The following is a 22152-nucleotide window of genomic DNA, read 5'->3' on the forward strand; positions in this document are numbered from 1 at the left end:
TGCATGCCGCCGCTGGCAGGGAAAACCATGCATCGGAGAGGGTTGTTGCAATGCAGCAACGAGACTCGGGGGAGATGTCCTTCTCTGATATAATTTTTCGTTCACGAATTTTCCTTCTTCCGACGTGCCCTCTTCTTCCGTCCCGGCTTCCCCGCTGGTTTCCCTGCGTGACGTGCGCTTTGCGTATGGCGAGCGCGAAGTGCTGCGCGGCATCGACCTGCGCGTGCATCGCGGGCAGGTGGTGGCCATCATGGGCGGGAGCGGGTGCGGCAAGACCACCTTGCTGCGCCTGATCGGCGGACAGTTGCGGGCTTCGGCCGGCACCGTCGAAGTGGACGGGCGCGATGTCGCCAAGCTGTCGTCGGCCGAGCTGTACGCGCTGCGCCGGCAGATGGGGATGCTGTTCCAGTTCGGCGCGCTATTCACCGACATGAGCGTGTTCGACAACGTCGCCTTCCCGTTGCGCGAGCACACCGGGCTGCCTTCCAGCATGGTGCGCGATCTGGTGCTGATGAAGCTGCAGGCGGTCGGCCTGCGCGGCGCGGCGCGCCTCCGCCCGGGCGAACTGTCGGGGGGCATGGCGCGCCGGGTGGCGCTGGCGCGCGCGGTGGCGCTCGACCCGATGCTGATCCTGTACGACGAACCGTTCGCCGGGCTCGATCCGATTTCGCTCGGCATCATCGGCCAACTCATCCGCCGCCTCAACGACGCGCTCGGCGCGGCCACGGTGATGGTGACTCACGATGTGCACGAATCGCTGGCGATCGTCGACTACATCTATTTCGTCTCCGGCGGGGGGATCGTCGCCCAGGGCACGCCGGACGAGATCCGGGCTTCGTCCGATCCTTTCGTGCACCAGTTCGTCCATGCCGAGGCCGACGGCCCCGTGCCCTTCCACTATCCGGCGCCGCCGATCGAGAGCCTGTTCGGCGAGGCGGCGGCATGAACGGCGTGCTCGCCGCGCTGCGCCATGTCGGCGCGCTCACCATCGACGGCATCTGGCGGCTGGGCTTTGCCACCCGCTTCCTGGTCGCGGTGCTGCTCGCTTCCGGCCAGTCGCTGCGGCGCATCCACCTGACCGTCCGCGAGCTGTACTTCAGCGGCGTGCTGTCGCTGCTGATCATCTGTGTGTCCGGCCTGTTCGTCGGCCTCGTGCTCGGTCTGCAGGGCTACGACATCCTCCAGCGCTACGGTTCGGCCGATGCGGTCGGGGTGATGGTGGCGCTTTCCCTGCTGCGCGAACTCGGCCCGGTGATCGCCGCGCTGCTGTTCGCCAGCCGCGCCGGTTCGGCGATCACCGCCGAGATCGGCCTGATGAAGGCCACCGAGCAGTTGAAGGCGATGGACATGATGGCGGTCGATCCGGTCGCGCGCGTGGTGGCGCCGCGCTTCTGGGGCGGCGTGCTGTCGATGCCGCTGCTGGCGGCGCTGTTTTCGGCGATGGGGGTGTTCGGCGGCTGGCTGATCACCGTCGTCGTCATTGGCGTCGATGACGGCGCCTTCTGGTCGCAGATGCAGGCCGCGGTGGAGATCCGCTACGACATCGTGAACGGGGTGATCAAATCCTTCGTCTTCGGTTTCGTGGTGTCCCTGATCGCGGTGTTCGAGGGCTACGACTGCCATCCGACCGCGGAAGGTGTGTCGCGCGCCATTACCCGCACGGTCGTCACTTCGGCGCTGGTCATCCTGGCGCTCGATTTCGTGCTCACCTCCTTCATGTTCCGGGGGCTATGATGAGTCGTACCGCGCTCGACCTGTGGGTCGGCATTTTCGTCGCGCTGGGGTTCGCGGCGCTGGTTTTCCTGGCGCTGCGGGTGGGCAATTCCTCTGGCTTCAACGCGGGCGACGCGTACCGGGTGGTGGCGCCGTTCGACAATATCGGCGGCTTGAAAGTGCGCGCCCCGGTCAAGAGCGCGGGCGTACTCGTCGGCCGTGTTTCCGGCATCCGCTTCGACCCCGAAATCTACCGCGCGGTGGTCGATCTCGAGATCGACCGCCGCTACGCTTTCCCGGCGGACTCCACGGCCTCCATCCTCACCTCCGGCCTGCTTGGCGAGCAGTATGTCGGCCTCGAGGCGGGGGGCGATGTCGAGGTGCTGAAGGACGGCGACCGCGTGCTGATCACCCAGTCGGCGATGGTGCTGGAAAAGCTGATCGGCCAGTTCATGTTCGATCGCGCGGCGGACGCGCCGGCGGCGCAGTAAGCCCGTAGCGGCCCTTCTGGAGATGACAACAATGCAGGCGCAATTGCGTATTCTTCGCCGCCGGGGCCTGGGCGCGATCGTGTTGGCGACGGCGATGCTCGCCGGCTGTGCCACCACGGCGACGCCCGGCGATCCGCTCGAAGGCTATAACCGGGCGATGTTCGCGTTCAACGAGCAGGTCGACAAGGTCGCCCTCGAACCCGCGGCCCGGGCGTACGAGTCCGTCGTGCCGGTGCCGCTGCGGACCGGTGTCGGCAATTTCTTCGGCAACCTGGCCGATCCCTGGATCGGTCTCAACAACCTGCTGCAAGGCAAGGTGGCCGAGTCGCTGGGCGATTTCATGCGGTTCGCGTTCAATTCCACCTGGGGGCTGCTCGGCGTGCTCGACATCGCCAGCGAGGCGGGCCTGGCCAAACACGACGAAGACCTCGGCCAGACCCTCGGACACTGGGGAGTAGGCGAGGGCGCCTATATCGTGCTGCCGTTCTTCGGCCCGCGCACGGTGCGCGATGCCCTGGCATTGCCGGCCGACCTCGAGGGCGACAGCCCGCTTCGGATCGGTCACGTGCCGACGCGCAATACCCTGACCGGCGTGCGCATCATCCACACCCGTCACACCCTGCTCGGTGCCGAGCGCACGCTCGAGGAGGCGACGCTGGACAAATACGCCTATGTCCGCGACTTCTACCTCGAACAACGCCGTTACAAGGTCAGTGATGGCAAGCGGGAGCGGGTGTACGAAGATTTCGACGACCTGTCGGCGTCTCCGCTCGGCGATGGAATCGATGTGGCCGCCGTCACCGCGGTGACGCGCCTGGAGCTGGCCCGGTTCGGGGCCTCCGCGGTCGAGGCCGGCGGCGCTTCCGTACAATCGATGAAGTAGGCAAAAGACCATGAAAAAACTGCTTGCCCTGTGCTGTTTCCTGTTTGCCGGCTTGTTGCCGGCGGCGATCGCCGATGTCACGGCACCCGATGTCCTCGTGCGCGATGTCACCAACGAAGTGCTGGAGATCGTGCGTCGCGACAAGGCGATCCAGTCCGGCGACACCCAGCGCGTCATCGAGCTGGTCGATGCGCGGGTGCTGCCGCATTTCGACTTCCGCCGCATGACCATGCTCGCCGTCGGGCGCGACTGGCGCGAGGCCAGCCCCGAGCAGCAGGGGCGCCTGACCGAAGCCTTCCGCACCTTGCTGGTGCGTACCTACTCGAACGCGCTGACCCAGTACCGCGACCAGGTCATCGCCTTCCTGCCTTCGCGCTTCACCCCGGCCGATACCCGGGTGCAGATCCGCACCGAAGTGCGCCAATCCGGCGCCCAGCCGATCGGCATCGACTACATGCTGGAAAAGGGCGCGCAGGGCTGGAAAGTGTTCGACGTCGTCGTCGCCGGCGTGAGCCTGGTCACCAACTACCGCAGCAGCTTCACCCAGGAAATCCGCAGCGGCGGCATCGACGGCCTGATTGCCTCGCTCGAAGCCCGTAATCGCGCGCTCACCGACGAGCAGAAGCGTTCATGAGCGGAGCCGGTGCTGCCGCGCGGTTCGCCCTGCAGGGGGCGTTGACGATGCGCACCGCCCCCGCGCTGCTCGACGAGGGGCGGCGGCGGGCGGGCGAGGGCGACCTCGTCGTCGACCTCGCCGCCGTCACCGACGCCGATTCGGCGGCGCTCGCGCTGCTGCTCGACTGGCTGCGCGCCGCCCGTGCGGCAGGGCACAGCCTGAAGCTGTGCAACCTGCCGCAGGGGCTGGTGAGCCTGGCGGCGCTGTACGATCTCGATGCGGTGCTGCCGCGCGAAGGTGAGGCATGACCCTGCCCGCGATCCGCATTCGCGGCGTCACCAAGCACTACGGTGCGCTGCAGGCGCTCGGCGGGGTGGATCTGGAGATCGCCCAGGGCGAATTCTTCGGCCTGCTCGGGCCCAACGGCGCGGGCAAGACCACGCTGATCTCGGCCCTGTCCGGCCTGGTGCGCGCCGACCGCGGCAGCCTCGAGATCATGGGCTGCGATGTCGTCGCCGACTACCGCGATGCGCGGCGCAACCTCGGCGTGGTGCCGCAGGAACTGGTGTTCGACCCCTTCTTCTCGGTGCGCGAGCTGCTGCGTATCCAGTCGGGGTATTTCGGCATCCGCCACAACGACGACTGGATCGACGAGATCCTCGCCAGCCTCGACCTGAGCCACAAGGCCGGGGCCAACATGCGGATGCTGTCGGGCGGCATGAAGCGGCGCGTGCTGGTGGCCCAGGCCCTGGTGCACCGGCCGCCGGTGATCGTCCTCGACGAGCCCACCGCCGGCGTGGACGTGGAACTGCGCCAGGGGCTGTGGCAGTTCATCCGCAAGCTCAACCGCGACGGCCACACCATCGTCCTCACCACCCATTACCTGGAAGAGGCCGAAGCCCTGTGTGGGCGCATCGCGATGCTCAAGGCCGGCAAGGTGGTGGCGCTCGATACCACCGAAAATCTGTTACGGCGTTTTGCCACCCACACCCTGCGCGTGCGCGCCGAGGCACCGCAGGCCGCGCTCGCCCTTGGTGGGGTGGAAGGGGCGGAAGGCTGGGTCGAGTTCGCCTTCGACAATTATGCCGAAGTCGAGCCGCTGCTCGCCCGCCTGCGCGAAGCCGGTGCCGGCGTGGGCGAACTGCAGCTCGGCGAACCCGATCTCGAGCGTGTCTTCGTCGAGGTGATGAATCGTGCCTGAACCGTCTTCCCGTCCGCTCGCGCCGCCGCGCATCGAGCCGTTGGTGGCCGAGTCGCCGCTGGCCGGCTTCCGTACCCTGCTGTACAAGGAAACGCTGCGCTTCTGGAAGGTCGGCTTCCAGACCGTGGCCGCGCCGGTGCTCAACGCCTTGTTGTTCCTGCTGATCTTCTCCCACGTGCTCGAGCGCCACGTCACCGTCTATGGCGACGTCGCCTACACCAGCTTCCTGGTGCCGGGTCTGGTGATGATGGCGGTGCTGCAGAACGCCTTCGCCAACAGCTCGTCGTCGCTGATCCAGAGCAAGATCACCGGCAACATCATCTTCGTGCTGCTGCCGCCGCTGTCCTACCGTGAGTTCTACGCCGCCTACGTCATCGCCTCGACCCTGCGCGGGCTGATGGTGGGCGCCGGCGTGCTGGCGGTCGCTTCGCCGTTCGTCGAGCTGCCGCTCGCCCATCCGTTGTGGGTGCTGGCCTTTGCCGTGATGGGCGGGGTGATCCTCGGCTCCTTCGGCGTCATCGCCGGCATCTGGGCGGACAAGTTCGACCAGCTCGCCGCCTTCCAGAACTTCCTGATCCTGCCGCTGACGATGCTCTCGGGGGTGTTCTACTCGATCCACTCGCTGCCGCCGTTCTGGCAGGACGTGTCGCATTTCAATCCGTTCTTCTTCATGATCGACGGCTTCCGTTACGGTTTCTTCGGTCAATCGGACACTTCGCCCTGGCTGTCGCTGGGGGTGGTGTGCCTGTGTTTCGTCTCCCTCGCGGCCCTCACCCTGGCGATGCTCGCCCGGGGCTACAAGCTGCGCTCCTGAAAGGATTCATCATGTTCGAAGCAAGCGAGATCAAGCGCCTGATCGAGCAGGGCCTGCCCTGCGAGTTCGTCTTCATCGAGGGCGACGACGGCGTCCATTTCCGCGGCATCGTCGCCAGCGCCGCGTTCGAGGGCAAGACCAAGGTGCGCCAGCACCAGGCGGTGTATGCCACCCTCGGGCCCCTGATGGGCAACGAGATCCACGCCCTGCAGCTGCAGACCTTCACTCCCGCGCAGTGGGAGGAAGGTCGCGGCGAGCTGGGGATGTGACATTCGCATGGACAAGCTGCTGATCGAAGGCGGGGCCCGCCTGCACGGTGAGATTGCCATTTCCGGCGCCAAGAACGCGGCGCTGCCGATCCTGTGTGCGGCGCTGCTGAGCGCCGAGCCGGTGACTTTCACCAACGTGCCGCGCCTCAACGACATCGACACCCTGCTGGCGCTGCTCGGGCAGATGGGAGTGAAGGTCGCGCGCGAGGGGCACACCGTGACCCTCGACGCCGGCGGCCTCGACAATCCGGTCGCGCCCTACGAGATGGTCAAGACCATGCGCGCCTCGATCCTCGTGCTCGGTCCGTTGGTGGCGCGCTGCGGCGAGGCCCGGGTGTCGCTGCCCGGTGGCTGCGCGATCGGTGCCCGCCCGGTGGATCAGCACATCAAGGGCCTGCAGGCGATGGGGGCCGAGGTCCGCGTCGAGCACGGCTATGTGCACGCCACCGTGCCGCGGCTGAAGGGCGCGCGCCTGTTCACCGACATGGTCACCGTCACCGGTACCGAGAACCTGATGATGGCGGCGACGCTCGCCGCCGGCGAAACGGTGATCGAGAACGCCGCGCGCGAGCCCGAGGTCGTCGACCTGGCCAACTGCCTGGTGGCGATGGGAGCGCAGATTTCCGGCGCCGGTTCCGACGTGATCCGCATCCGCGGCGTCGATCGCCTGCACGGTGCGACCCACCGCATCATGCCCGACCGCATCGAGACCGGCACCTACCTGTGCGCGGCCGCGGTCACCGGCGGCGAAGTCCGGCTCACCGGCACGTCGTCGTGCTATCTCGATGCGGTGATCGACAAGCTGATGGACGCCGGCTGCGAGATCGTCTCCGAACGCGACGCGATCCGCCTCAAGGCGCCGGCGCGGCTCGGCGCGGTGAGCTTGCGCACCGCACCCTATCCGGCCTTCCCCACCGACATGCAGGCCCAGTTCATGGCGATCAACTGCGTCGCCAGCGGGGTGGCGATGATCCGCGAAACGATCTTCGAGAACCGCTTCATGCATGCGGTCGAGCTCCAGCGCCTGGGGGCCGACATCCGCATCGACGGCAATACCGCGGTGGTGCAGGGGGTGGCGAAGCTCGAAGGGGCGACGGTGATGGCCACCGACCTGCGCGCCTCGGCCAGCCTGGTGGTGGCGGGGCTGGTCGCCGAGGGCGAGACTACGATCGAGCGCATCTACCATCTCGACCGCGGCTACGAGCGGCTGGAAGCCAAGCTGGCGGCGCTGGGGGCGAGGGTCCGGCGTCTGGCCTGAAAATCCCGGGGCCGGCGGCCCCGGTCGCGGCCTGCACTCAGAGGTCGAACTGGCCGTTGGCTTCGGGCTGCCAGGTGACTTCGAGCACTTTCAGGCGGATCGTCTTGCCGTCGACCGTCTTCCAGTCGATCGTCTGGCCGCTGGACAGGCCGAGCAGGGCGCTGCCGGCGGGTGAGAAAATCGACACCCGGTGCGCTTCGGCGTCGGCGTCCTTGGGGTAGGCCAGGGTCAGCTCGTATTCGCGCCCGGTGTTTTCCTCCAGGAAGCGGGCGCGGCTGTTCATCGTGATGACGTCGGCCGGCATTTCTTCCGGTTCGCGCACGTCGGCGCGCTCGAGTTCCGCGCGCAGGCCGTCGAGGTCGCTGCGGCTGCGGAAGGCGGGAAGGGTGAGCAGGCCTTCGAGGCGCTCGAGGTCGCTGCTGGAGACGATGATCGACGGTTTCATGCTACGGGTTTCCTGCTCGAAATGCGCGCCGGGGCGGCCGCGGAACAAAACAAAAGGCCGAACCGCCTCTTGCGGTTCAGCCCGTCGCCGAAAGGCTAACAGAAGCGGCGCCGGGTTACAATGACGGCCCGATCGATCAAGGCTTTCCCCGTGTCCAGCATCACGCTCGCCCTGTCCAAGGGGCGCATCTTCGAAGAAACCCTGCCGCTGCTGGCCGCCGCCGGCATCGTGCCGACCGACAACCCCGAGTCCTCGCGCAAGCTCATCATCGGCACCAACCGCCCCGATGTGCGCCTGGTCATCGTGCGCGCAACCGACACCCCGACCTACGTCCAGTACGGTGCCGCCGACCTCGGCATCGCCGGCAAGGACGTGCTGGTCGAACACGGCGGCGCGGGGCTGTACCAGCCGCTCGATCTGAACATCGCGAAGTGCCGCTTGTGCGTTGCGGTGCAGAAAGGCTTCGATTACGTCGCCGCCACCCGGCCGGGCGGGCGCATCCGCGTCGCCACCAAGTACATGAATGCCGCCAAGGCCCATTTCGCCGGCAAGGGCATGCACGTGGACCTGATCAAGCTCTACGGCTCGATGGAGCTGGCACCGCTGGTCGGGCTGGCCGACGCGATCGTCGATCTGGTGTCGACCGGCGGCACGCTGCGCGCGAACAATCTCGAAGAGGTCGAGGACATCATGCCGATCAGCTCGCGCCTGATCGTCAACCAGGCCTCGCTCAAGCTCAAGCGCGAACTGCTGCAGCCGGTGCTCGACGCCTTTGCCGGCGCGATCCGGCCCTGAGGAGGCTCCGATGAGTCCGATTTCCGCCACGACCGCGTCCGCGCGCACCGCGATCCGCCGCCTCGATGTGCGCGAACCCGAATTCCTGCCCACCCTCGACGCGCTGCTTGCCTTCGAAGCCGAAGCCGATGAACGCATCGATGCCGCGGTCACCGAGATCCTGCGCGCGGTGCGCACCACCGGGGACACTGCGGTGGTCGAATTCACCCGCCGCTTCGACGGCCTCGACGTGCATTCGATGGCGGCGCTGGAGCTGCCGAAGTCCGAACTCCACGCCGCGCTCGAGCGCCTGCCGTCCGCGCAGCGCGAGGCGCTCACCGTCGCTGCGGAGCGCGTGCGCGCGTATCACGAGCGCCAGAAGGGCGAGTCCTGGACCTTCACCGAGGCCGATGGCACCCGGCTGGGGCAGAAAGTCACGCCGCTCGACCGCGTCGGTCTCTATGTTCCGGGCGGGCGGGCGTCCTACCCCAGCTCGGTGCTGATGAACGCGATCCCGGCCAAGGTCGCCGGCGTCGGCGAGCTGATCATGGTCGTGCCCACGCCGCGCGGCGAGAAGAATCCGCTGGTGCTGGCCGCCGCCGCGATCACCGGTGTCGATCGCGTATTCACCATCGGCGGTGCGCAGGCGGTGGCGGCGCTCGCCTACGGCACGCAGACCATCCCGCAGGTGGACAAGATCGTCGGCCCGGGCAACGCCTATGTCGCCGAGGCCAAGCGCCGGGTGTTCGGCACCGTCGGCATCGACATGGTCGCCGGCCCCTCCGAGGTGCTGATCCTGTCAGATGGTTCCGGCCACGCCGACTGGGTGGCGATGGATCTGTTCGCCCAGGCCGAGCACGACGAACTGGCGCAGTCGATCCTGCTGTGTACCGACGCCGCCTTCATCGACGCGGTGCATGAGGCGATCGACCGCCTGCTGCCGACGATGCCGCGCCGCGACACGATCGCGAAGTCGCTCGCCAAGCGCGGCGCGCTGATCCGCGTCGACAGCCTGGAGCAGGCCTGCGCGCTCGCCAATCGCATCGCCCCCGAGCACCTCGAGCTGGCGCTGGATGACGCCGAAGCCTGGATCGACCGCATCCGCCACGCCGGCGCGATCTTCGTCGGCCACTGGGCGGTGGAGGCGCTCGGCGACTACTGCGCCGGCCCCAACCACGTGCTGCCGACGATGCGCAGCGCGCGCTTCTCGTCGCCGCTGGGGACCTACGACTTCCAGAAGCGCACCAGCATCGTGAACATCTCGCAGGCCGGTGCCCAGCACCTGGGCCGGGTGGCCTCCATCCTCGCCCACGGCGAAGGCCTGCAGGCGCACGCGCGCTCGGCGGAGATGCGGCTGAAGGCCTGACCGGGCTGGAGGCGTTCAGTCGCGGAGAATTTCCTCTAGCGCATCGACGAGGATGGCGCACTGCGCGTCCGTCCCCACCGTGATGCGCAGGAACTGGTCGATGCGCGGCGCCTTGAAGTGGCGCACGATGATCGCGCGTTTTCTCAGTTCCGCCGCGAGTTCGGCCCCGTCCCGCGCCGGATGGCGGGCGAAGATGAAGTTGGCCGCCGAAGGCAGCACCTCGAAGCCGAGCCCGCCGAGCTGCGCCACCAGGGTTTCTCGCGCGCTGACGACCTTGCGGCAGCTCTCGCGGAAGTGCTCTTCGTCCTCGACCGAGGCCACCGCGCCGGCGATCGCGAGGCGGTCGAGCGGATAGGAGTTGAAGCTGTTCTTGACCCGTTCCAGGGCCTCGATCAGCCCGGTGTGGCCGGCAGCGAAGCCAACGCGCAGGCCGGCGAGCGAGCGGCTCTTGGAGAAGGTGTGTACCACGAGCAGATTCGGGTACTTGTCCACCAGCGCGATCGCGCTCTCGCCGCCAAAATCGACGTAGGCCTCATCGACCAGCACCACCGCCTCCGGGTTGGCGGCGATGATGCGCTCGACTTCGGCCAGCGCCAGGGCGCGGCCGGTGGGGGCGTTGGGGTTGGGGAAGATGATCGCTCCGGCGCGCGTATCGCCCTGCGGCAGGTAGTCTCCGGTACGGATCGAGAAGTCTTCGGCGAGCGGCACGGCGCGGTGGGCGACACCGTACAGACCGCAATACACCGGGTAGAAGCTGTAGGTGATGTCGGGGAACCACAGCGGGCGTTCGTGCTTGAGCAGGGCCATGAAAGCGTGGGCGAGAACCTCGTCCGAGCCGTTGCCAACGAAGATCTGCTGTGGCTGGAGGCCGTGGCGCCTGGCGAGCGCCGCCTTCAGGGCTTCGGCGTTGGGGTCGGGGTACAGGCGCAGCGCCTCGCCGGTGGCGGCGCGGATCGCCTCGAGTGCGCGCGGCGACGGGCCGTAGGGGTGTTCGTTGGTGTTGAGCTTGACCAGGTTGTCGAGCTTGGGCTGTTCGCCCGGAACATAGGGGGTCAGGCCGTGGACGACGGCGCTCCAGTAGCGGCTCATGGGTGTGTCTGCGGTCAGGGGGTTCGAGTGGCGAATCGGCAACGCCGAAGCGCTGCCGTTGTCCACCGCACAGGCCGCGTTTTGCAGCCATGTTGCCGGGCGATGGTATCATGGCCCGAAGCCCTCAATTTGAAGTCAATCCCCAGCCATGCGGCAAGCCGAAGTCACCCGCAACACCCTCGAAACCCGGATCACCGTGCGCATCGATCTCGACGGCACGGGCAAAGGCAGGCTCGACACCGGCGTGCCTTTCCTCGATCACATGCTCGACCAGATCGTGCGCCACGGCCTGATCGATCTCGACATCCAGTGCGAGGGCGACACCCACATCGACGACCACCACACCGTCGAGGACGTCGGCATCACGCTCGGGCAGGCCTTCGCGCAGGCGCTCGGCAACAAGAAGGGCGTACGCCGCTACGGCCATGCCTACGTGCCGCTGGACGAGGCGCTGTCGCGGGTGGTGGTGGATTTCTCCGGCCGCCCCGGGCTGCATTACTTCGTCGATTACACCCGGGCCCGCATCGGCAATTTCGACGTGGATCTGGTGCGCGAATTTTTCCAGGGCTTCGTTAACCACGCCGGGGTGTCGCTGCACGTCGACAACCTGCGCGGCGACAATGCCCACCACCAGTGCGAGACCGTGTTCAAGGCCTTCGCCCGCGCCCTGCGCATGGCCGCCGAGCACGACGAGCGCGCCGCCGGCACCATTCCTTCGACCAAGGGTGCGCTCTGAGCGCCAGGGCCCCGGGCAGCCTTTCCGTGACCATGAACCGGCCGCCGCGCACTGCGGCCGCCCATTTTTCCGATAGCGAGTCCGCACGATGACCACTGTGGCCATCATCGATTACGGCATGGGCAACCTGCGCTCGGTCGCAAAGGCGATCGAGCACGTCGCCCCCGGCCATGAAGTTTTCGTCACCTCCGACCCGGCCCGGGTCGCCGCCGCCGAGCGGGTCGTGTTCCCGGGGCAGGGGGCGATGCCCGACTGCATGCGTGAGCTCGATGCCCGCGGCCTGCGTCCGGCGGTGCTCCAGGCCGCGGCGGAAAAACCCTTCCTCGGGATCTGCATCGGCCAGCAGATGCTGTTCGAACACAGCGCCGAAGGCGACGTGCCCGGGCTCGGCATCCTCCCCGGTGAGGTCGTCCGTTTCCCGGATGCGCGCATGCTCGCCGCCGACGGCAGCCGGCTGAAGGTGCCGCACATGGGCTGGAACGAAGTCTGGCAGCGCGTCCCCCATCCGCTGTGGGAGGGCATTGCCGACGGCGAGCGCTTCTATTTCGTGCACAGCTATTTCGTCGCCCCGGCCGAGGCTGCGCTGACCGCGGCCGAGACCGACTACGGGCTGCGGTTTACCAGTGCGGTAGCGCGGGCTAATATCTTCGCCGCCCAGTTCCACCCGGAAAAGAGCGCCGCAGCCGGTCTCCGGCTGCTTGCAAACTTCATCCGCTGGCAGCCCTGAGCGCCTGCGGCCCATTCTCACCCCGCTTCACTTCAACTGATCCCGGTATGCTGCTCATTCCCGCCATCGACCTCAAGGACGGTCACTGTGTACGCCTGAAACAGGGCGAAATGGACGACGCCACGGTGTTTTCCGAAGACCCGGGCGCGATGGCGCGCCACTGGCTCGAGCGTGGCGCCCGCCGCCTGCACCTGGTGGACCTGAACGGCGCTTTCGCCGGCAAGCCCAAGAACGGCGCCGCGATCCGTGCCATCACCGACGAAGTCGGCGACGACATTCCGGTCCAGCTCGGCGGCGGCATCCGCGACCTCGATACCATCGAGCACTACCTCGACAACGGCATCAGTTACGTCATCATCGGTACCGCCGCGGTGAAGAACCCCGGCTTCCTGCACGACGCCTGCAGCGCCTTCCCCGGCCACATCATCGTCGGCCTCGATGCCAAGGACGGCAAAGTGGCGGTCGACGGCTGGTCCAAGCTCACCGGCCACGATGTCGTCGATCTGGCGAAGAAGTTCGAGGACTACGGCGTCGAGGCGGTGATCTACACCGACATCGGTCGCGACGGCATGCTCTCCGGCGTCAACGTCGACGCCACCGTGCGCCTGGCGCGCGCGCTGCGCATCCCGGTCATCGCCAGCGGTGGCATCACCGACCTCGCCGACATCGACGCGCTGTGCGCGGTCGAGGACGAAGGCATCATGGGCGCGATCACCGGGCGCGCGATCTACGAAGGCACGCTCGATTTCGCTGCGGCCCAGGCGCGCGCCGACGAACTGAACGGTGTGACCGAATGAGCTTTTCCATGCCCCTTTCCGCCGAGCGCCGCTGATGCTGGCCAAACGCATCATTCCCTGCCTGGACGTGAAGGCCGGCCGCGTCGTCAAGGGGGTCAACTTCGTCGAGCTGCGCGATGCCGGCGACCCGGTGGAGATCGCCCGCCGCTACGACGAGCAGGGCGCCGACGAACTCACCTTTCTCGACATCACCGCCAGCTCCGACGAGCGCGACATCATCCTCCACGTCGTCGAGCAAGTCGCCGAGCAGGTCTTCATTCCGCTCACCGTCGGCGGCGGGGTGCGCGTCGTCGAGGATGTGCGCCGCCTGCTCAACGCCGGGGCGGACAAGGTCAGCATGAACACCGCGGCGGTGAACAACCCGCAGCTGGTCCATGACGCCGCCAGCCGCGTCGGCAGCCAGTGCATCGTCGTCGCCATCGACGCCAAGCAGACCGCGCCGGGCAAGTGGGACGTGTTCACCCACGGCGGACGCAACAACACCGGCCTCGATGCGATCGAATGGGCGCGCCGGGTCGAGGCCCTGGGCGCGGGCGAGATCCTGCTCACGAGCATGGACCGCGACGGCACCAAGAGCGGCTTCGACCTCGCCCTGACGCGCGCGGTGTCCGACGCGGTGCGCATCCCGGTGATCGCCAGCGGCGGGGTCGGCACCCTCGAACATCTCGCCGAAGGCGTTTCCGCAGGGCGCGCCGACGCGGTGCTGGCGGCGAGCATCTTCCATTTCGGCCAGCATACGGTGCGCGAGGCGAAAGAGCTGATGCGCGCGCGTGGCATCGAGGTGCGCCTGTGAGCGAGAACACGCGCTGGCTCAACGAGGTCAAGTGGGACGAGCACGGCCTGGTGCCGGTGATCGCGCAGGAGGCGTCCTCGGGCGACGTGCTGATGTTCGCCTGGATGAACCGCGACGCCTTGCAGCGCACCGCCGAGAGCGGCGAGGCCGTCTACTGGTCACGCTCGCGGCGCAAGCTGTGGCACAAGGGCGAGGAGTCCGGTCACGTGCAGAAGGTGGTCGACATCCGCATCGACTGCGACAACGACGTCGTGCTGCTGAAAATCGAGCAGGTCGGCGGCATCGCCTGCCATACCGGGCGGCACAGCTGCTTTTTCCAGAAGTATTTCGCCGATGGCCACTGGCAGGCCATCGAACCGGTTTTGAAAGACCCGCAGGAGATCTACAAGTGATCGATATCGAAGTGCTGCGCCGCGTCTCTGACACCCTGGTCGCGCGCAAGCAGGCAGACCCCGACGCCTCCTACGTGTCCAGCCTCTACGCCAAGGGGACCGACGCGATCTGCAAGAAGGTCGCCGAAGAGGCTGCCGAAACGATCATGGCGGCCAAGGACAAGGACCGGCTGCATCTGGTGTGGGAAGTCACCGACCTGTGGTTCCATTCGCTGGTGCTGCTGGCGCACCACGGCCTGTCGGTCGAGGACGTGATCGCCGAGTTCCGCCGCCGCGAAGGCGTGTCCGGCATCGACGAGAAGAAATCGCGCACCGCGCAGGTGGAGGTCCGGGGATGAGCGACTGCATTTTCTGCCGCATCGTGCGCGGCGAGATCCCTTCGAAGAAAGTGTACGAGGACGAGCACATCCTCGCCTTTCACGACATCAATCCGCTCGCTCCGGTGCACATCCTGGTGATTCCGAAGGCGCACGTGGCCTCGATGGCCCAGCTCGAGCCGGAACACGAGGTGGCAATGGGGCGTCTGATGGTTGCAGCGGGCCGGATTGCCCGCGAGCACGGCTGTGCCGACGGCTTCCGCACCATCGTCAACACCGGAAGGGTCGGCCTGCAGGAGGTGTATCATCTGCACCTCCATATTCTGGGCGGGCCCGATCCCCTGCCGCCCATGTTGAAGCGTTAAGGAGAGCGGTATGGGTTCTTTCAGCATCTGGCACTGGCTGATCGTGCTGGTCATCGTCCTGCTGGTGTTCGGGACCAAGAAGCTGCGCAACATCGGCTCCGATCTCGGCGGCGCGGTGAAGGGCTTCAAGGATGGCATGAAGGAAGGCGACAGCAGCGCCTCCTCCGCCGACGCCCCCCAGCAGAAGATCGTCAACGGCCAGACCATCGACGGCGAAGCACGGGAAAAGGTCGACAACGGTCGTTCCTGAGCTTCGCGTTTCGAGTGCAGGAGGGGCGCCCTGACGGGAGCGCCCCTTCGTTTTCCTGCGGGTCGCTGCCGGCAATCCGCGTCTGGGGCGAGCAGCCATGTTCGATTTCGGTTTTTCTGAACTCATTGTGATCGGTGTCGTGCTGCTGGTCGTGGTCGGGCCCGAACGCCTGCCCAGGGTCGCGCGCACCGCCGGCCACCTGCTCGGGAGGGTGCAGCGCTACGTGTCGGACGTGAAGTCGGACATCCAGCGCGAGATGCAGCTCGATGAGCTCAAGAAGCTGCAGGAACAGGTCCGCCAGCAGGCACAGGAGCTCGAGTCCTCGGTGCGCTCCGGGGCGGCGGGCGCCGAAGCGGAGGCCGAGCGCACCGTTGGCGAGCTGCGTTCGATGCTGCCCGCCCCGGACTCTGGGCAGCCGGCGGCGGGGCCACAACCGGATCCCTCGGCGGCGGGGCCACAACCGGATCCCTCGGCGGCGGGCGCATCCCCCCCTGTCGCAGCCTCTGCCGCCACCGTTTCCGCCTCCACCAACCCCCTTCCCCAGGATCCCCCGCCGCAGGCCGCCGGCGAGTCCCAGCTCGAACTCGGGCTCGGCGCGGCGGCGCGGCCACCGGCGCCCTTGGGCGACAAGACGAAGGCATGATGAGCGCACAACAGGAAACCTTCATCGCCCATCTGATCGAGTTGCGCGACCGGCTGATCCGTGCGCTGATCGCGGTGGCCGTCGTCTTCGTCTGCCTGATGCCATGGGCGGGTGACATCTACGACATCCTCGCCCGGCCGATGATGGACACCCTCCCCGCAGGCACGAACATGATCGCCACCGGTGTGGTCACGCCCTTCTTCGTCCCGGTGAAGGTGACGATGATGGTCTCCTTCGTGCTGGCGCTGCCCTGGGTGCTGTACCAGGCCTGGGCCTTCATCGCCCCCGGGCTCTACGCCCATGAGAAGCGCATGGCCCTGCCGCTGGTGCTGGGCAGCACGCTGCTGTTCCTGATCGGGATGGCGTTCTGCTACTTCTTCGTGTTCGGCATGGTGTTCAAGTTCATCGCCGAATTCGCGCCGAAGAGCATCGTGCCGGCACCGGACATCGAGCAGTACCTGTCCTTCGTGATGTCGATGTTCCTCGCCTTCGGCGTCACGTTCGAAGTTCCGGTGGCGGTGATCCTGCTGGTGAAGGCCGGCGTCGTCGATGTCGCCAAGCTGCGCGAGATGCGGCCCTACGTGATCGTCGCCGCGTTCGTGATCGCGGCCATCGTCACTCCGCCGGACGTGATCTCGCAGTTCATGCTGGCGGTGCCGATGTGCCTGCTCTACGAGCTTGGGATCGTGCTGGCGAACATGATCACCCGCCCCGTGCCGCATGCCGAGGCCGCAGGCGGGCAGGCCGCGCCTGCGCTGCAGAACCTGGACGAGGCGGCGGAGCGCCGCCTCGAAGCGGACGACCGTCCGGGCGGGAAGGGCTGAGAGGCCGCGGCGGGCTCAGCGGCTCGCCGGCGGTGTCGGCCGCCGCCCCACCTCGACTGCGAGCTCGAGCTTCTGGGTGCCGCGGCGGATGTGGAAGACGGCCCGCTGCCCTGGCGGCAGGGCGGCCACCATGTCGAGCATCGACTTCGGATCGCGCACCGCCTTGTCGTCGAGGCCGACCAGCACGTCGCCGGGACGGATGCCGGCGCGGTCCGCCGGGCTGCCGCGCAGCACGCCGGCGATCAACGCGCCCTCGACATCCCGGTAACCGAACGATTCGGCCAGTTCCGGCGTCAGGTCCTGGATTTCCACCCCGACCCAGCCGCGGGTGACTTCACCGGTGGCGACGATCTGTTCGAGGACGTTGCGCGCGATCGACACCGGAATGGCGAAGCCGATGCCGAGTGAGCCGCCCGAGCGTGAATAGATCGCGGTGTTGATGCCGACCAGGTGTCCGGTGCTGTCGACCAGCGCGCCGCCCGAGTTGCCCGGGTTGATTGCGGCATCGGTCTGGATGTAGTTCTCGAACGTGTTGATGCCGAGCTGCTTGCGCCCGAGCGCGGAGACGATGCCCATCGTCACCGTCTGGCCGACGCCGAACGGATTGCCGATGGCGAGCACGACGTCGCCGACGGTGAGGCTGTCACCCGCCGAGAAGGTGATCGCCGGCAGGCCGGCATCGGCCTCGATGTGCAGCACCGCGAGATCGGTTTCCGGGTCGCGGCCGACCAGGCGGGCGGGAAACTGGCGGCCGTCGTTGAGCGCGATCTCGATCGCATCGGCAGTCTCGATGACGTGGTTGTTGGTCAGGACGTAGCCTTCCGGGCTGACGATGACGCCGGAGCCGAGGCCGGATTCACGCTGCTCCGGGGCGTTCGGCAGGCGTTCGCCGAAAAAGTGGCGGAACAGCGGGTCGTCGAGCAGGGGGTGGCGCTGGCTGCGGCCTTTCTTGCTGGTGAAGACATGGACCACCGCGGGCATCGAGCGCTGCGCCGCCGCGGCATAGGAGCCGGCCGCGGGCGTGCGCTCGGCGCCGGCCGGCGCTTCCAGGATCGCGACCACCGAGGCCGGCGCTGTATCGCGCAGCCACTCGGGCCTGAGCGTATTGACGACGAACAGCACGGCGACGCTGACGGTCACGGCTTGCGCGAAGATGAGCCATAGACGGCGCATAATGACTCGCTTGAGGGACGGGGATCGAAAACCGGCCGGCATCAGGCGAAACGGATGGGGCCGGCCACATCGGGGAGCGGAACACGAATGCGACTCATCGAACTGGACCGGCGTCTGGAAGCCTTGTTCGACGCTGCTGGATTGAAGGATTATTGCCCAAACGGCCTGCAAGTGGAAGGACGCGCCGAGGTCGCGCGCGTGCTGTGCGGGGTCACCGCAAGCCAGGCCCTGCTCGATCTCGCCCGCGACGGCGGCTATGACGCGGTGTTCGTCCATCACGGCTATTTCTGGAAGGGCGAGGATGGCCGCATCACCGGCATCCGCCGCCAGCGCCTGCGCACCCTGCTGGCCAACGACATCAGCCTGTTCGCCTACCATCTGCCGCTCGACGCCCATCCCGAACTGGGCAACAACGCCCAGCTGGGACGCCTGATGGGGTGGCGCGGAGAGGGGCGCTTCGCCGACCAGGAGCTGGGCTGGATCGGCCGTCCCGGAGCCCCGGAAGGCGAAAGCGCCGCCCAGCTCGCGCGCTCGATCGCGGCCCGTCTGGGACGGGACCCCTTGCTGGTAGGGGACGGCGCGCGCGTGGTGAAGCGGGTGGCGTGGTGCACCGGCGGCGCGCAGGGGTTTTTCGAGCAGGCGATTGCCGCCGGAGCGGACCTGTACGTATCGGGCGAGGCGTCCGAGCAGACCGTGCATCTGGCGCGCGAATCCGGGGTGCCTTACATCGCCGCCGGCCACCATGCCACCGAGCGCTATGGTGTCCGCGCGGTGGCCCGCCACCTGGTCGAACAGTTCGGCCTGCAGGCCGATTTCGTCGATCTGGCCAATCCGGTCTGAGTCTGCCGCCCCGGCTTCGCGCCGTCGTGCAGCCGCTTTCGCCGGCTTTCGTGCCCGGGCGCGCCGGGCTCAGGCCGGTGGCAGGGGGGCGGCGTCTGGCACAGCCTGGCAGGGGCCGAGTTCGTCGTCGAGGATTGCCGACAGCAGCAGGATTTCGTCGATCACCGTAAACGGGAAGCCGGCCCGCGTGCCCTCGCGGTTGTCGCGCAGCAACTGCTGCAGGTAGAGCTGGCAGGCGGGGGTGCGCCAGCTGCGCTGGAGGTTCCTGACGATGTGCGGCATGGCCTCGATGCTGGTGGTGGAGGCGCGCAGCTCGTCATAGTTCTGCCAGGTGACGACATTGACGTTGAAGGTCTTGTTGAGCTCCTTGGCGATGGTGTCGAACTCGATGCGCAGGCCGGCGGCCCGATACACTTCGAGCAGCTTCAGCCAGGGGGTCACGGCCTGCCTGGGGTTGCCGCGGATGAATTCGGCGAGGGTTTCGGCGGCGCCGTGCATGCGGCCGAAGCTCATCATGATGTCCGCCAGCTCCACCGCCGACTTGTGCTCTTCGCTATTGGGCTCCGCGCTCGGCGTCGCCGGCTGGTGCGTTTCGCCGTGGGCGCTCCAGTCGAGGGCGGACGGGGCGGCGCCGGGCTCGGGCGCCGGGCTCGTCACGCTGCCGGCGTCGGGCGTCCACGTCGCGCTGGCGGCAGGTGCCGGGGCGAAGGCCGCATCGCGCCGACGCCGCATCCACACCCATCCGGCCAGCAGCAGGGCGACTGCCGCCAGCGCGCCAGGGAGGTAGGCGTCGCCGCTTCCCGGACTCGCCGTCGGGGTGGAGGCGGGTATCGGCGAGGGCGGGGCGGGGCGGGGCGGGGCGGTGGCCGGCGCCGCAGCGAGCGCTGCGTCGGAAGGAGTCGGGGCGGCGGCCGGCGCCGCAGCGAGCGCTGCGTCGGAAGGAGTCGGGGCGGCGGCGGTGGCGGGGGACGCGTGGATGGCGGCGGCGATGCGGCGCTCGAGTTCGCTCCGGGCTTCCTCGAGATTGCGGATGCGGGCGAGGAGCTCGTTTTCGGCGGCGAGGCTGCGCTCGATTGCCGCAGTGAGTTCGCGTGCACGCGCATCGGCATCGGTGGCCGCCGTGCCGCTCACTTCTCCGGGCGTCGCGGACGCTACCGGGCCGGCCGGCAGGGACAGGGCCGCGACGAGGGCAAGGGCGGGCGTGATCCGTCTGTTATTCATGTTCCGCGCGTCCGGCGGCAGGTTGGTCGATGCAAGGCTTTTATCAGACTCTCATGCGCTGTTCCAGCCACTATGTCGCAATTTCGCCGCCGATTCCGCCGTGGCGCGAATTTTTTCCGCCGCGCGGCGCTGCGGGTGCCGGGTCGGCGCTCCGGGGGAAATCGGTTAAGATCCGGTTTCAATACGCAGCCGTACGTTTTGCTGACCATGCCGCTCCCTGTCCCCGCTCTGCCCCGGCGCCCGATCCATCGCCGGCACATCGAAATCGAAGGCTTTCAGCGCGATGACGGCCTGCTCGAACTCGATGCCTCGATCACCGACGTCAAGGGCATCGACTACCACCTCGGCTCCGGGCTGCGGGCGGCGGGAGAGCCTGTTCACCTGATGCGGGTCAGGGTCACGCTCGACGAGGACTTCAACATCATCGACGCCGCCGCCTGTTCGGATGGCGTGCCCTATCCGGGGCAGTGCGACACCATCGGGCCGGTGTACCGCAAGCTCGTCGGCCTCAACCTGGTGCGTGGCTTCCGCCGTACCGTGGGGGAAATGTTCGCCGACGTGCGCGGCTGCACCCATCTCACCGAGATGCTGCTCTCCCTGCCCACGGCGGCGATCCAGACTGCCGCCTCGTTCCGCCGCGACAGCGAGGACACCGCCGGCCGGCCCTTCCAGATCGACCGCTGCCATGCGCTCGAGAGCTCGGCCGAGGCCGTGCGGCTGTACTACCCGAAGTGGTACCGGGGAGCGCGGAGCGAAGCCTGACGCTCCCCATCTGTTGCGCGGTGCACTGCGCAAAACCGGTTATAATTATGGAGTCTTGCGGTCGACGCGCAGCTTTGCGTGCGCCGGGGATCGGGTCCGTCTACCTGGGCCTGGCGCGGAGGGCGGTGCTCGAGGGAGACTGCGCCCGACGTGGAGCACAAGCTCCGAAGCATGCCATCAACCTGTTCGCGACGGGCTGCCTCGTCGTGACTTCGATCGAAGGGCAACCATGAAGATTCATGAGTATCAGGCAAAAGAACTACTGAGGAAGTACGGTGTCGTGACGCCGCGCGGTTTCCACTGCGTGTCGGTGGATGGCGCGGTGAAGGCCGCCGAAGAACTGGGCGGCAAGATCTGGGTGGTGAAGGCGCAGATCCACGCCGGCGGTCGCGGCAAGGGCGGCGGCGTCAAGCTCGCGCGCTCGCTCGACGAAGTCCGCCAGCACGCCAGTGACATCCTCGGCATGCAACTGGTCACCCACCAGACCGGGCCCGAAGGCCAGAAGGTGCGCAACCTGCTGATCGAAGAAGGCGCCGACATCCAGAAGGAATACTACGTCGCCGCGCTGACCGACCGCGCCACGCAGAAGGTCGCGATCATGGCCTCCTCCGAAGGCGGCATGGACATCGAGGAAGTCGCGCACAGCACGCCTGAGAAGATCCTCAAGGAATTCGTGGATCCGCTGGTCGGCCTGACCAACGGGCAAGCCGAGAACCTGGCGCGCGGTATCGGCGTGCCGGAAGCTTCGGTCGCGAAGGCGGTGGATGCGCTGAAGCGCCTGTACACCTGCTACATGGAAACCGATGCCTCGCTGGCGGAAATCAACCCGCTGATCCTCGAAGGCAACGGCAACATCAAGGCGCTCGACGCCAAGTTCAACTTCGACTCGAACGCCCTTTACCGTCACCCGGAAATCGTCGATTTCCGTGACTTCGACGAAGAAGACGCGGACGAGATCGAAGCCTCGAAGTTCGACCTCGCCTACATCTCGCTCGACGGCAACATCGGCTGCCTGGTGAACGGTGCCGGCCTGGCGATGGCCACGATGGACACGATCAAGCTGTTCGGCGCCGAGCCGGCCAACTTCCTCGACGTCGGTGGCGGCGCGACGACCGAGAAGGTCACCGAAGCGTTCAAGATCATGCTCAAGAACCCCAAGGTCAAGGGCATCCTGGTCAACATCTTCGGCGGCATCATGCGCTGCGACACCATTGCCGCGGGCGTCGTCGCCGCAGCCAAGGAAGTGAACCTCTCCGTCCCGCTCGTGGTGCGCATGAAGGGCACCAACGAAGACCTCGGCAAGAAGATCCTCGCCGACTCGGGCCTGCCGATCATCGCTGCCGACACCATGGCGGAAGCTGCGACCAAGATCGTCGCGGCGGTCAAGTAAGGA

At 67.5% G+C, this 22152-nt stretch carries 29 protein-coding genes; 25 read left to right on the forward strand and 4 right to left on the reverse strand.

Annotated elements, in window-relative coordinates:
• The first annotated feature begins 124 nt into the window (after window positions 1-124).
• Genes Tchl_RS03090 through murA form a run of 10 tightly spaced genes read left to right on the forward strand, consistent with a single transcriptional unit; the run spans window position 125 to window position 7245 of the window.
• Complete coding sequence (locus tag Tchl_RS03090; protein ID WP_075147097.1) at window positions 125-946, forward strand: ABC transporter ATP-binding protein; 822 nt, start codon at window positions 125-127, stop codon at window positions 944-946.
• Window positions 943-1734: a lipid asymmetry maintenance ABC transporter permease subunit MlaE gene (gene mlaE / locus Tchl_RS03095; protein ID WP_075147098.1), complete on the forward strand. Its 792-nt coding sequence runs from the start codon at window positions 943-945 to the stop codon at window positions 1732-1734. The genes Tchl_RS03090 and mlaE overlap by 4 nt, the downstream gene beginning before the upstream one ends.
• Window positions 1734-2204, forward strand: coding sequence for an outer membrane lipid asymmetry maintenance protein MlaD (mlaD, locus tag Tchl_RS03100; protein WP_075149549.1), 471 nt, complete (start codon window positions 1734-1736; stop codon window positions 2202-2204). The genes mlaE and mlaD overlap by 1 nt, the downstream gene beginning before the upstream one ends.
• A gap of 31 nt (window positions 2205-2235) precedes the next feature.
• On the forward strand, window positions 2236-3087 hold the full coding sequence (locus Tchl_RS03105) for an MlaA family lipoprotein (RefSeq protein WP_075147099.1): 852 nt from the start codon (window positions 2236-2238) through the stop codon (window positions 3085-3087).
• Window positions 3088-3097: 10 nt separating this feature from the next.
• Window positions 3098-3721: an MlaC/ttg2D family ABC transporter substrate-binding protein gene (locus tag Tchl_RS03110; RefSeq protein WP_075147100.1), complete on the forward strand. Its 624-nt coding sequence runs from the start codon at window positions 3098-3100 to the stop codon at window positions 3719-3721.
• A complete protein-coding gene (locus Tchl_RS03115) occupies window positions 3718-4011 on the forward strand; it encodes an STAS domain-containing protein (protein ID WP_075147101.1) in 294 nt (97 codons plus the stop codon). Before Tchl_RS03110 ends, Tchl_RS03115 begins: the two co-directional genes overlap by 4 nt.
• On the forward strand, window positions 4008-4904 hold the full coding sequence (locus Tchl_RS03120) for an ABC transporter ATP-binding protein (protein WP_075147102.1): 897 nt from the start codon (window positions 4008-4010) through the stop codon (window positions 4902-4904). The genes Tchl_RS03115 and Tchl_RS03120 overlap by 4 nt, the downstream gene beginning before the upstream one ends.
• A gap of 40 nt (window positions 4905-4944) precedes the next feature.
• Complete coding sequence (locus Tchl_RS03125) at window positions 4945-5718, forward strand: ABC transporter permease (protein WP_198159009.1); 774 nt, start codon at window positions 4945-4947, stop codon at window positions 5716-5718.
• An 11-nt stretch (window positions 5719-5729) separates the two neighbouring features.
• Window positions 5730-5987 carry a BolA family protein gene (locus Tchl_RS03130; protein WP_075147104.1) on the forward strand — a complete coding sequence of 86 codons (258 nt, stop codon included), beginning with the start codon at window positions 5730-5732 and terminating at the stop codon, window positions 5985-5987.
• Window positions 5988-5994: 7 nt separating this feature from the next.
• A complete protein-coding gene (gene murA / locus Tchl_RS03135; RefSeq protein WP_075147105.1) occupies window positions 5995-7245 on the forward strand; it encodes a UDP-N-acetylglucosamine 1-carboxyvinyltransferase in 1251 nt (416 codons plus the stop codon).
• Window positions 7246-7282: 37 nt separating this feature from the next.
• On the opposite strand, the gene rnk is transcribed toward murA, so the two are convergent.
• On the reverse strand, window positions 7283-7690 hold the full coding sequence (rnk, locus tag Tchl_RS03140; protein ID WP_075147106.1) for a nucleoside diphosphate kinase regulator: 408 nt from the start codon (window positions 7688-7690) through the stop codon (window positions 7283-7285).
• A gap of 150 nt (window positions 7691-7840) precedes the next feature.
• Between rnk and hisG the strand changes: the two genes are divergently transcribed.
• Entirely contained in the window at window positions 7841-8485 is a 645-nt protein-coding gene (hisG, locus tag Tchl_RS03145; protein WP_075149550.1) for an ATP phosphoribosyltransferase, read from the forward strand.
• Between the two features lie 10 nt (window positions 8486-8495).
• Window positions 8496-9830, forward strand: a complete 1335-nt coding sequence (gene hisD / locus Tchl_RS03150; RefSeq protein ID WP_075147107.1) for a histidinol dehydrogenase — start codon at window positions 8496-8498, stop codon at window positions 9828-9830.
• A gap of 15 nt (window positions 9831-9845) precedes the next feature.
• Here hisD and hisC read toward each other — a convergent pair whose 3' ends face one another.
• The gene (gene hisC / locus Tchl_RS03155; RefSeq protein ID WP_075147108.1) at window positions 9846-10919 is read right to left on the reverse strand and encodes a histidinol-phosphate transaminase; all 1074 of its coding nucleotides are present in this window, start codon (window positions 10917-10919) and stop codon (window positions 9846-9848) included.
• A gap of 148 nt (window positions 10920-11067) precedes the next feature.
• On the opposite strand from hisC, the gene hisB reads away from it, so the two are divergent.
• From hisB to tatC, 10 genes are all read left to right on the forward strand, one after another.
• A complete protein-coding gene (hisB, locus tag Tchl_RS03160) occupies window positions 11068-11655 on the forward strand; it encodes an imidazoleglycerol-phosphate dehydratase HisB (RefSeq protein WP_075147109.1) in 588 nt (195 codons plus the stop codon).
• A gap of 88 nt (window positions 11656-11743) precedes the next feature.
• Window positions 11744-12382 carry an imidazole glycerol phosphate synthase subunit HisH gene (gene hisH / locus Tchl_RS03165; RefSeq protein WP_075147110.1) on the forward strand — a complete coding sequence of 213 codons (639 nt, stop codon included), beginning with the start codon at window positions 11744-11746 and terminating at the stop codon, window positions 12380-12382.
• A gap of 47 nt (window positions 12383-12429) precedes the next feature.
• The gene (gene hisA, locus Tchl_RS03170) at window positions 12430-13179 is read left to right on the forward strand and encodes a 1-(5-phosphoribosyl)-5-[(5-phosphoribosylamino)methylideneamino]imidazole-4-carboxamide isomerase (RefSeq protein WP_075147111.1); all 750 of its coding nucleotides are present in this window, start codon (window positions 12430-12432) and stop codon (window positions 13177-13179) included.
• A gap of 34 nt (window positions 13180-13213) precedes the next feature.
• Complete coding sequence (gene hisF, locus Tchl_RS03175) at window positions 13214-13972, forward strand: imidazole glycerol phosphate synthase subunit HisF (protein WP_075147112.1); 759 nt, start codon at window positions 13214-13216, stop codon at window positions 13970-13972.
• Window positions 13969-14364: a phosphoribosyl-AMP cyclohydrolase gene (gene hisI / locus Tchl_RS03180; RefSeq protein WP_075147113.1), complete on the forward strand. Its 396-nt coding sequence runs from the start codon at window positions 13969-13971 to the stop codon at window positions 14362-14364. The genes hisF and hisI overlap by 4 nt, the downstream gene beginning before the upstream one ends.
• The gene (locus Tchl_RS03185) at window positions 14361-14702 is read left to right on the forward strand and encodes a phosphoribosyl-ATP diphosphatase (RefSeq protein ID WP_075147114.1); all 342 of its coding nucleotides are present in this window, start codon (window positions 14361-14363) and stop codon (window positions 14700-14702) included. The genes hisI and Tchl_RS03185 overlap by 4 nt, the downstream gene beginning before the upstream one ends.
• A complete protein-coding gene (locus Tchl_RS03190; RefSeq protein ID WP_075147115.1) occupies window positions 14699-15046 on the forward strand; it encodes a histidine triad nucleotide-binding protein in 348 nt (115 codons plus the stop codon). Before Tchl_RS03185 ends, Tchl_RS03190 begins: the two co-directional genes overlap by 4 nt.
• Before the next feature lie 10 nt (window positions 15047-15056).
• The gene (tatA, locus tag Tchl_RS03195) at window positions 15057-15296 is read left to right on the forward strand and encodes a Sec-independent protein translocase subunit TatA (protein WP_075147116.1); all 240 of its coding nucleotides are present in this window, start codon (window positions 15057-15059) and stop codon (window positions 15294-15296) included.
• Window positions 15297-15393: 97 nt separating this feature from the next.
• Entirely contained in the window at window positions 15394-15939 is a 546-nt protein-coding gene (tatB, locus tag Tchl_RS03200) for a Sec-independent protein translocase protein TatB (RefSeq protein WP_075147117.1), read from the forward strand.
• Window positions 15939-16763 (forward strand): twin-arginine translocase subunit TatC, encoded by an 825-nt coding sequence (gene tatC, locus Tchl_RS03205; protein ID WP_075147118.1) that lies wholly within the window; start codon window positions 15939-15941, stop codon window positions 16761-16763. Before tatB ends, tatC begins: the two co-directional genes overlap by 1 nt.
• A 15-nt stretch (window positions 16764-16778) precedes the next feature.
• On the opposite strand, the gene Tchl_RS03210 is transcribed toward tatC, so the two are convergent.
• Window positions 16779-17936: a Do family serine endopeptidase gene (locus Tchl_RS03210; protein WP_075147119.1), complete on the reverse strand. Its 1158-nt coding sequence runs from the start codon at window positions 17934-17936 to the stop codon at window positions 16779-16781.
• 87 nt (window positions 17937-18023) lie between these two features.
• Here Tchl_RS03210 and Tchl_RS03215 point away from each other — a divergent pair, with 87 nt between their 5' ends.
• Window positions 18024-18776, forward strand: a complete 753-nt coding sequence (locus tag Tchl_RS03215) for a Nif3-like dinuclear metal center hexameric protein (RefSeq protein ID WP_075147120.1) — start codon at window positions 18024-18026, stop codon at window positions 18774-18776.
• A 69-nt stretch (window positions 18777-18845) separates the two neighbouring features.
• Here Tchl_RS03215 and Tchl_RS03220 read toward each other — a convergent pair whose 3' ends face one another.
• Window positions 18846-19997, reverse strand: a complete 1152-nt coding sequence (locus tag Tchl_RS03220) for a hypothetical protein (protein WP_146060758.1) — start codon at window positions 19995-19997, stop codon at window positions 18846-18848.
• A 207-nt stretch (window positions 19998-20204) separates the two neighbouring features.
• Here Tchl_RS03220 and Tchl_RS03225 point away from each other — a divergent pair, with 207 nt between their 5' ends.
• Together Tchl_RS03225 and sucC are read left to right on the forward strand one after the other, a co-directional pair.
• A complete protein-coding gene (locus Tchl_RS03225) occupies window positions 20205-20759 on the forward strand; it encodes a DUF2889 domain-containing protein (protein ID WP_075149551.1) in 555 nt (184 codons plus the stop codon).
• Between the two features lie 229 nt (window positions 20760-20988).
• The gene (sucC, locus tag Tchl_RS03230) at window positions 20989-22149 is read left to right on the forward strand and encodes an ADP-forming succinate--CoA ligase subunit beta (protein ID WP_075147122.1); all 1161 of its coding nucleotides are present in this window, start codon (window positions 20989-20991) and stop codon (window positions 22147-22149) included.
• The last annotated feature ends 3 nt before the right edge of the window (window positions 22150-22152 follow it).

Origin of the sequence: Thauera chlorobenzoica (assembly GCF_001922305.1) — a bacterium.
In the GTDB taxonomy this organism is placed as follows: domain Bacteria; phylum Pseudomonadota; class Gammaproteobacteria; order Burkholderiales; family Rhodocyclaceae; genus Thauera; species Thauera chlorobenzoica.

What these genes read in the sequence shown, in the direction of transcription:
- mlaE (WP_075147098.1), top strand. Translation starts at nt 943, where the DNA reads ATGAACGGCGTGCTCGCCGCGCTGCGCCATGTCGGCGCGCTCACCATC.
- mlaD (WP_075149549.1), top strand. Translation starts at nt 1,734, where the DNA reads ATGAGTCGTACCGCGCTCGACCTGTGGGTCGGCATTTTCGTCGCGCTG.
- Tchl_RS03105 (WP_075147099.1), top strand. Translation starts at nt 2,236, where the DNA reads ATGCAGGCGCAATTGCGTATTCTTCGCCGCCGGGGCCTGGGCGCGATC.
- Tchl_RS03110 (WP_075147100.1), top strand. Translation starts at nt 3,098, where the DNA reads ATGAAAAAACTGCTTGCCCTGTGCTGTTTCCTGTTTGCCGGCTTGTTG.
- Tchl_RS03115 (WP_075147101.1), top strand. Translation starts at nt 3,718, where the DNA reads ATGAGCGGAGCCGGTGCTGCCGCGCGGTTCGCCCTGCAGGGGGCGTTG.
- Tchl_RS03120 (WP_075147102.1), top strand. Translation starts at nt 4,008, where the DNA reads ATGACCCTGCCCGCGATCCGCATTCGCGGCGTCACCAAGCACTACGGT.
- Tchl_RS03130 (WP_075147104.1), top strand. Translation starts at nt 5,730, where the DNA reads ATGTTCGAAGCAAGCGAGATCAAGCGCCTGATCGAGCAGGGCCTGCCC.
- murA (WP_075147105.1), top strand. Translation starts at nt 5,995, where the DNA reads ATGGACAAGCTGCTGATCGAAGGCGGGGCCCGCCTGCACGGTGAGATT.
- rnk (WP_075147106.1), bottom strand. Translation starts at nt 7,690, where the DNA reads ATGAAACCGTCGATCATCGTCTCCAGCAGCGACCTCGAGCGCCTCGAA.
- hisD (WP_075147107.1), top strand. Translation starts at nt 8,496, where the DNA reads ATGAGTCCGATTTCCGCCACGACCGCGTCCGCGCGCACCGCGATCCGC.
- hisC (WP_075147108.1), bottom strand. Translation starts at nt 10,919, where the DNA reads ATGAGCCGCTACTGGAGCGCCGTCGTCCACGGCCTGACCCCCTATGTT.
- hisB (WP_075147109.1), top strand. Translation starts at nt 11,068, where the DNA reads ATGCGGCAAGCCGAAGTCACCCGCAACACCCTCGAAACCCGGATCACC.
- hisH (WP_075147110.1), top strand. Translation starts at nt 11,744, where the DNA reads ATGACCACTGTGGCCATCATCGATTACGGCATGGGCAACCTGCGCTCG.
- hisA (WP_075147111.1), top strand. Translation starts at nt 12,430, where the DNA reads ATGCTGCTCATTCCCGCCATCGACCTCAAGGACGGTCACTGTGTACGC.
- hisF (WP_075147112.1), top strand. Translation starts at nt 13,214, where the DNA reads ATGCTGGCCAAACGCATCATTCCCTGCCTGGACGTGAAGGCCGGCCGC.
- Tchl_RS03190 (WP_075147115.1), top strand. Translation starts at nt 14,699, where the DNA reads ATGAGCGACTGCATTTTCTGCCGCATCGTGCGCGGCGAGATCCCTTCG.
- tatA (WP_075147116.1), top strand. Translation starts at nt 15,057, where the DNA reads ATGGGTTCTTTCAGCATCTGGCACTGGCTGATCGTGCTGGTCATCGTC.
- tatB (WP_075147117.1), top strand. Translation starts at nt 15,394, where the DNA reads ATGTTCGATTTCGGTTTTTCTGAACTCATTGTGATCGGTGTCGTGCTG.
- tatC (WP_075147118.1), top strand. Translation starts at nt 15,939, where the DNA reads ATGAGCGCACAACAGGAAACCTTCATCGCCCATCTGATCGAGTTGCGC.
- Tchl_RS03210 (WP_075147119.1), bottom strand. Translation starts at nt 17,936, where the DNA reads ATGCGCCGTCTATGGCTCATCTTCGCGCAAGCCGTGACCGTCAGCGTC.
- Tchl_RS03215 (WP_075147120.1), top strand. Translation starts at nt 18,024, where the DNA reads ATGCGACTCATCGAACTGGACCGGCGTCTGGAAGCCTTGTTCGACGCT.
- Tchl_RS03220 (WP_146060758.1), bottom strand. Translation starts at nt 19,997, where the DNA reads ATGAATAACAGACGGATCACGCCCGCCCTTGCCCTCGTCGCGGCCCTG.
- Tchl_RS03225 (WP_075149551.1), top strand. Translation starts at nt 20,205, where the DNA reads ATGCCGCTCCCTGTCCCCGCTCTGCCCCGGCGCCCGATCCATCGCCGG.
- sucC (WP_075147122.1), top strand. Translation starts at nt 20,989, where the DNA reads ATGAAGATTCATGAGTATCAGGCAAAAGAACTACTGAGGAAGTACGGT.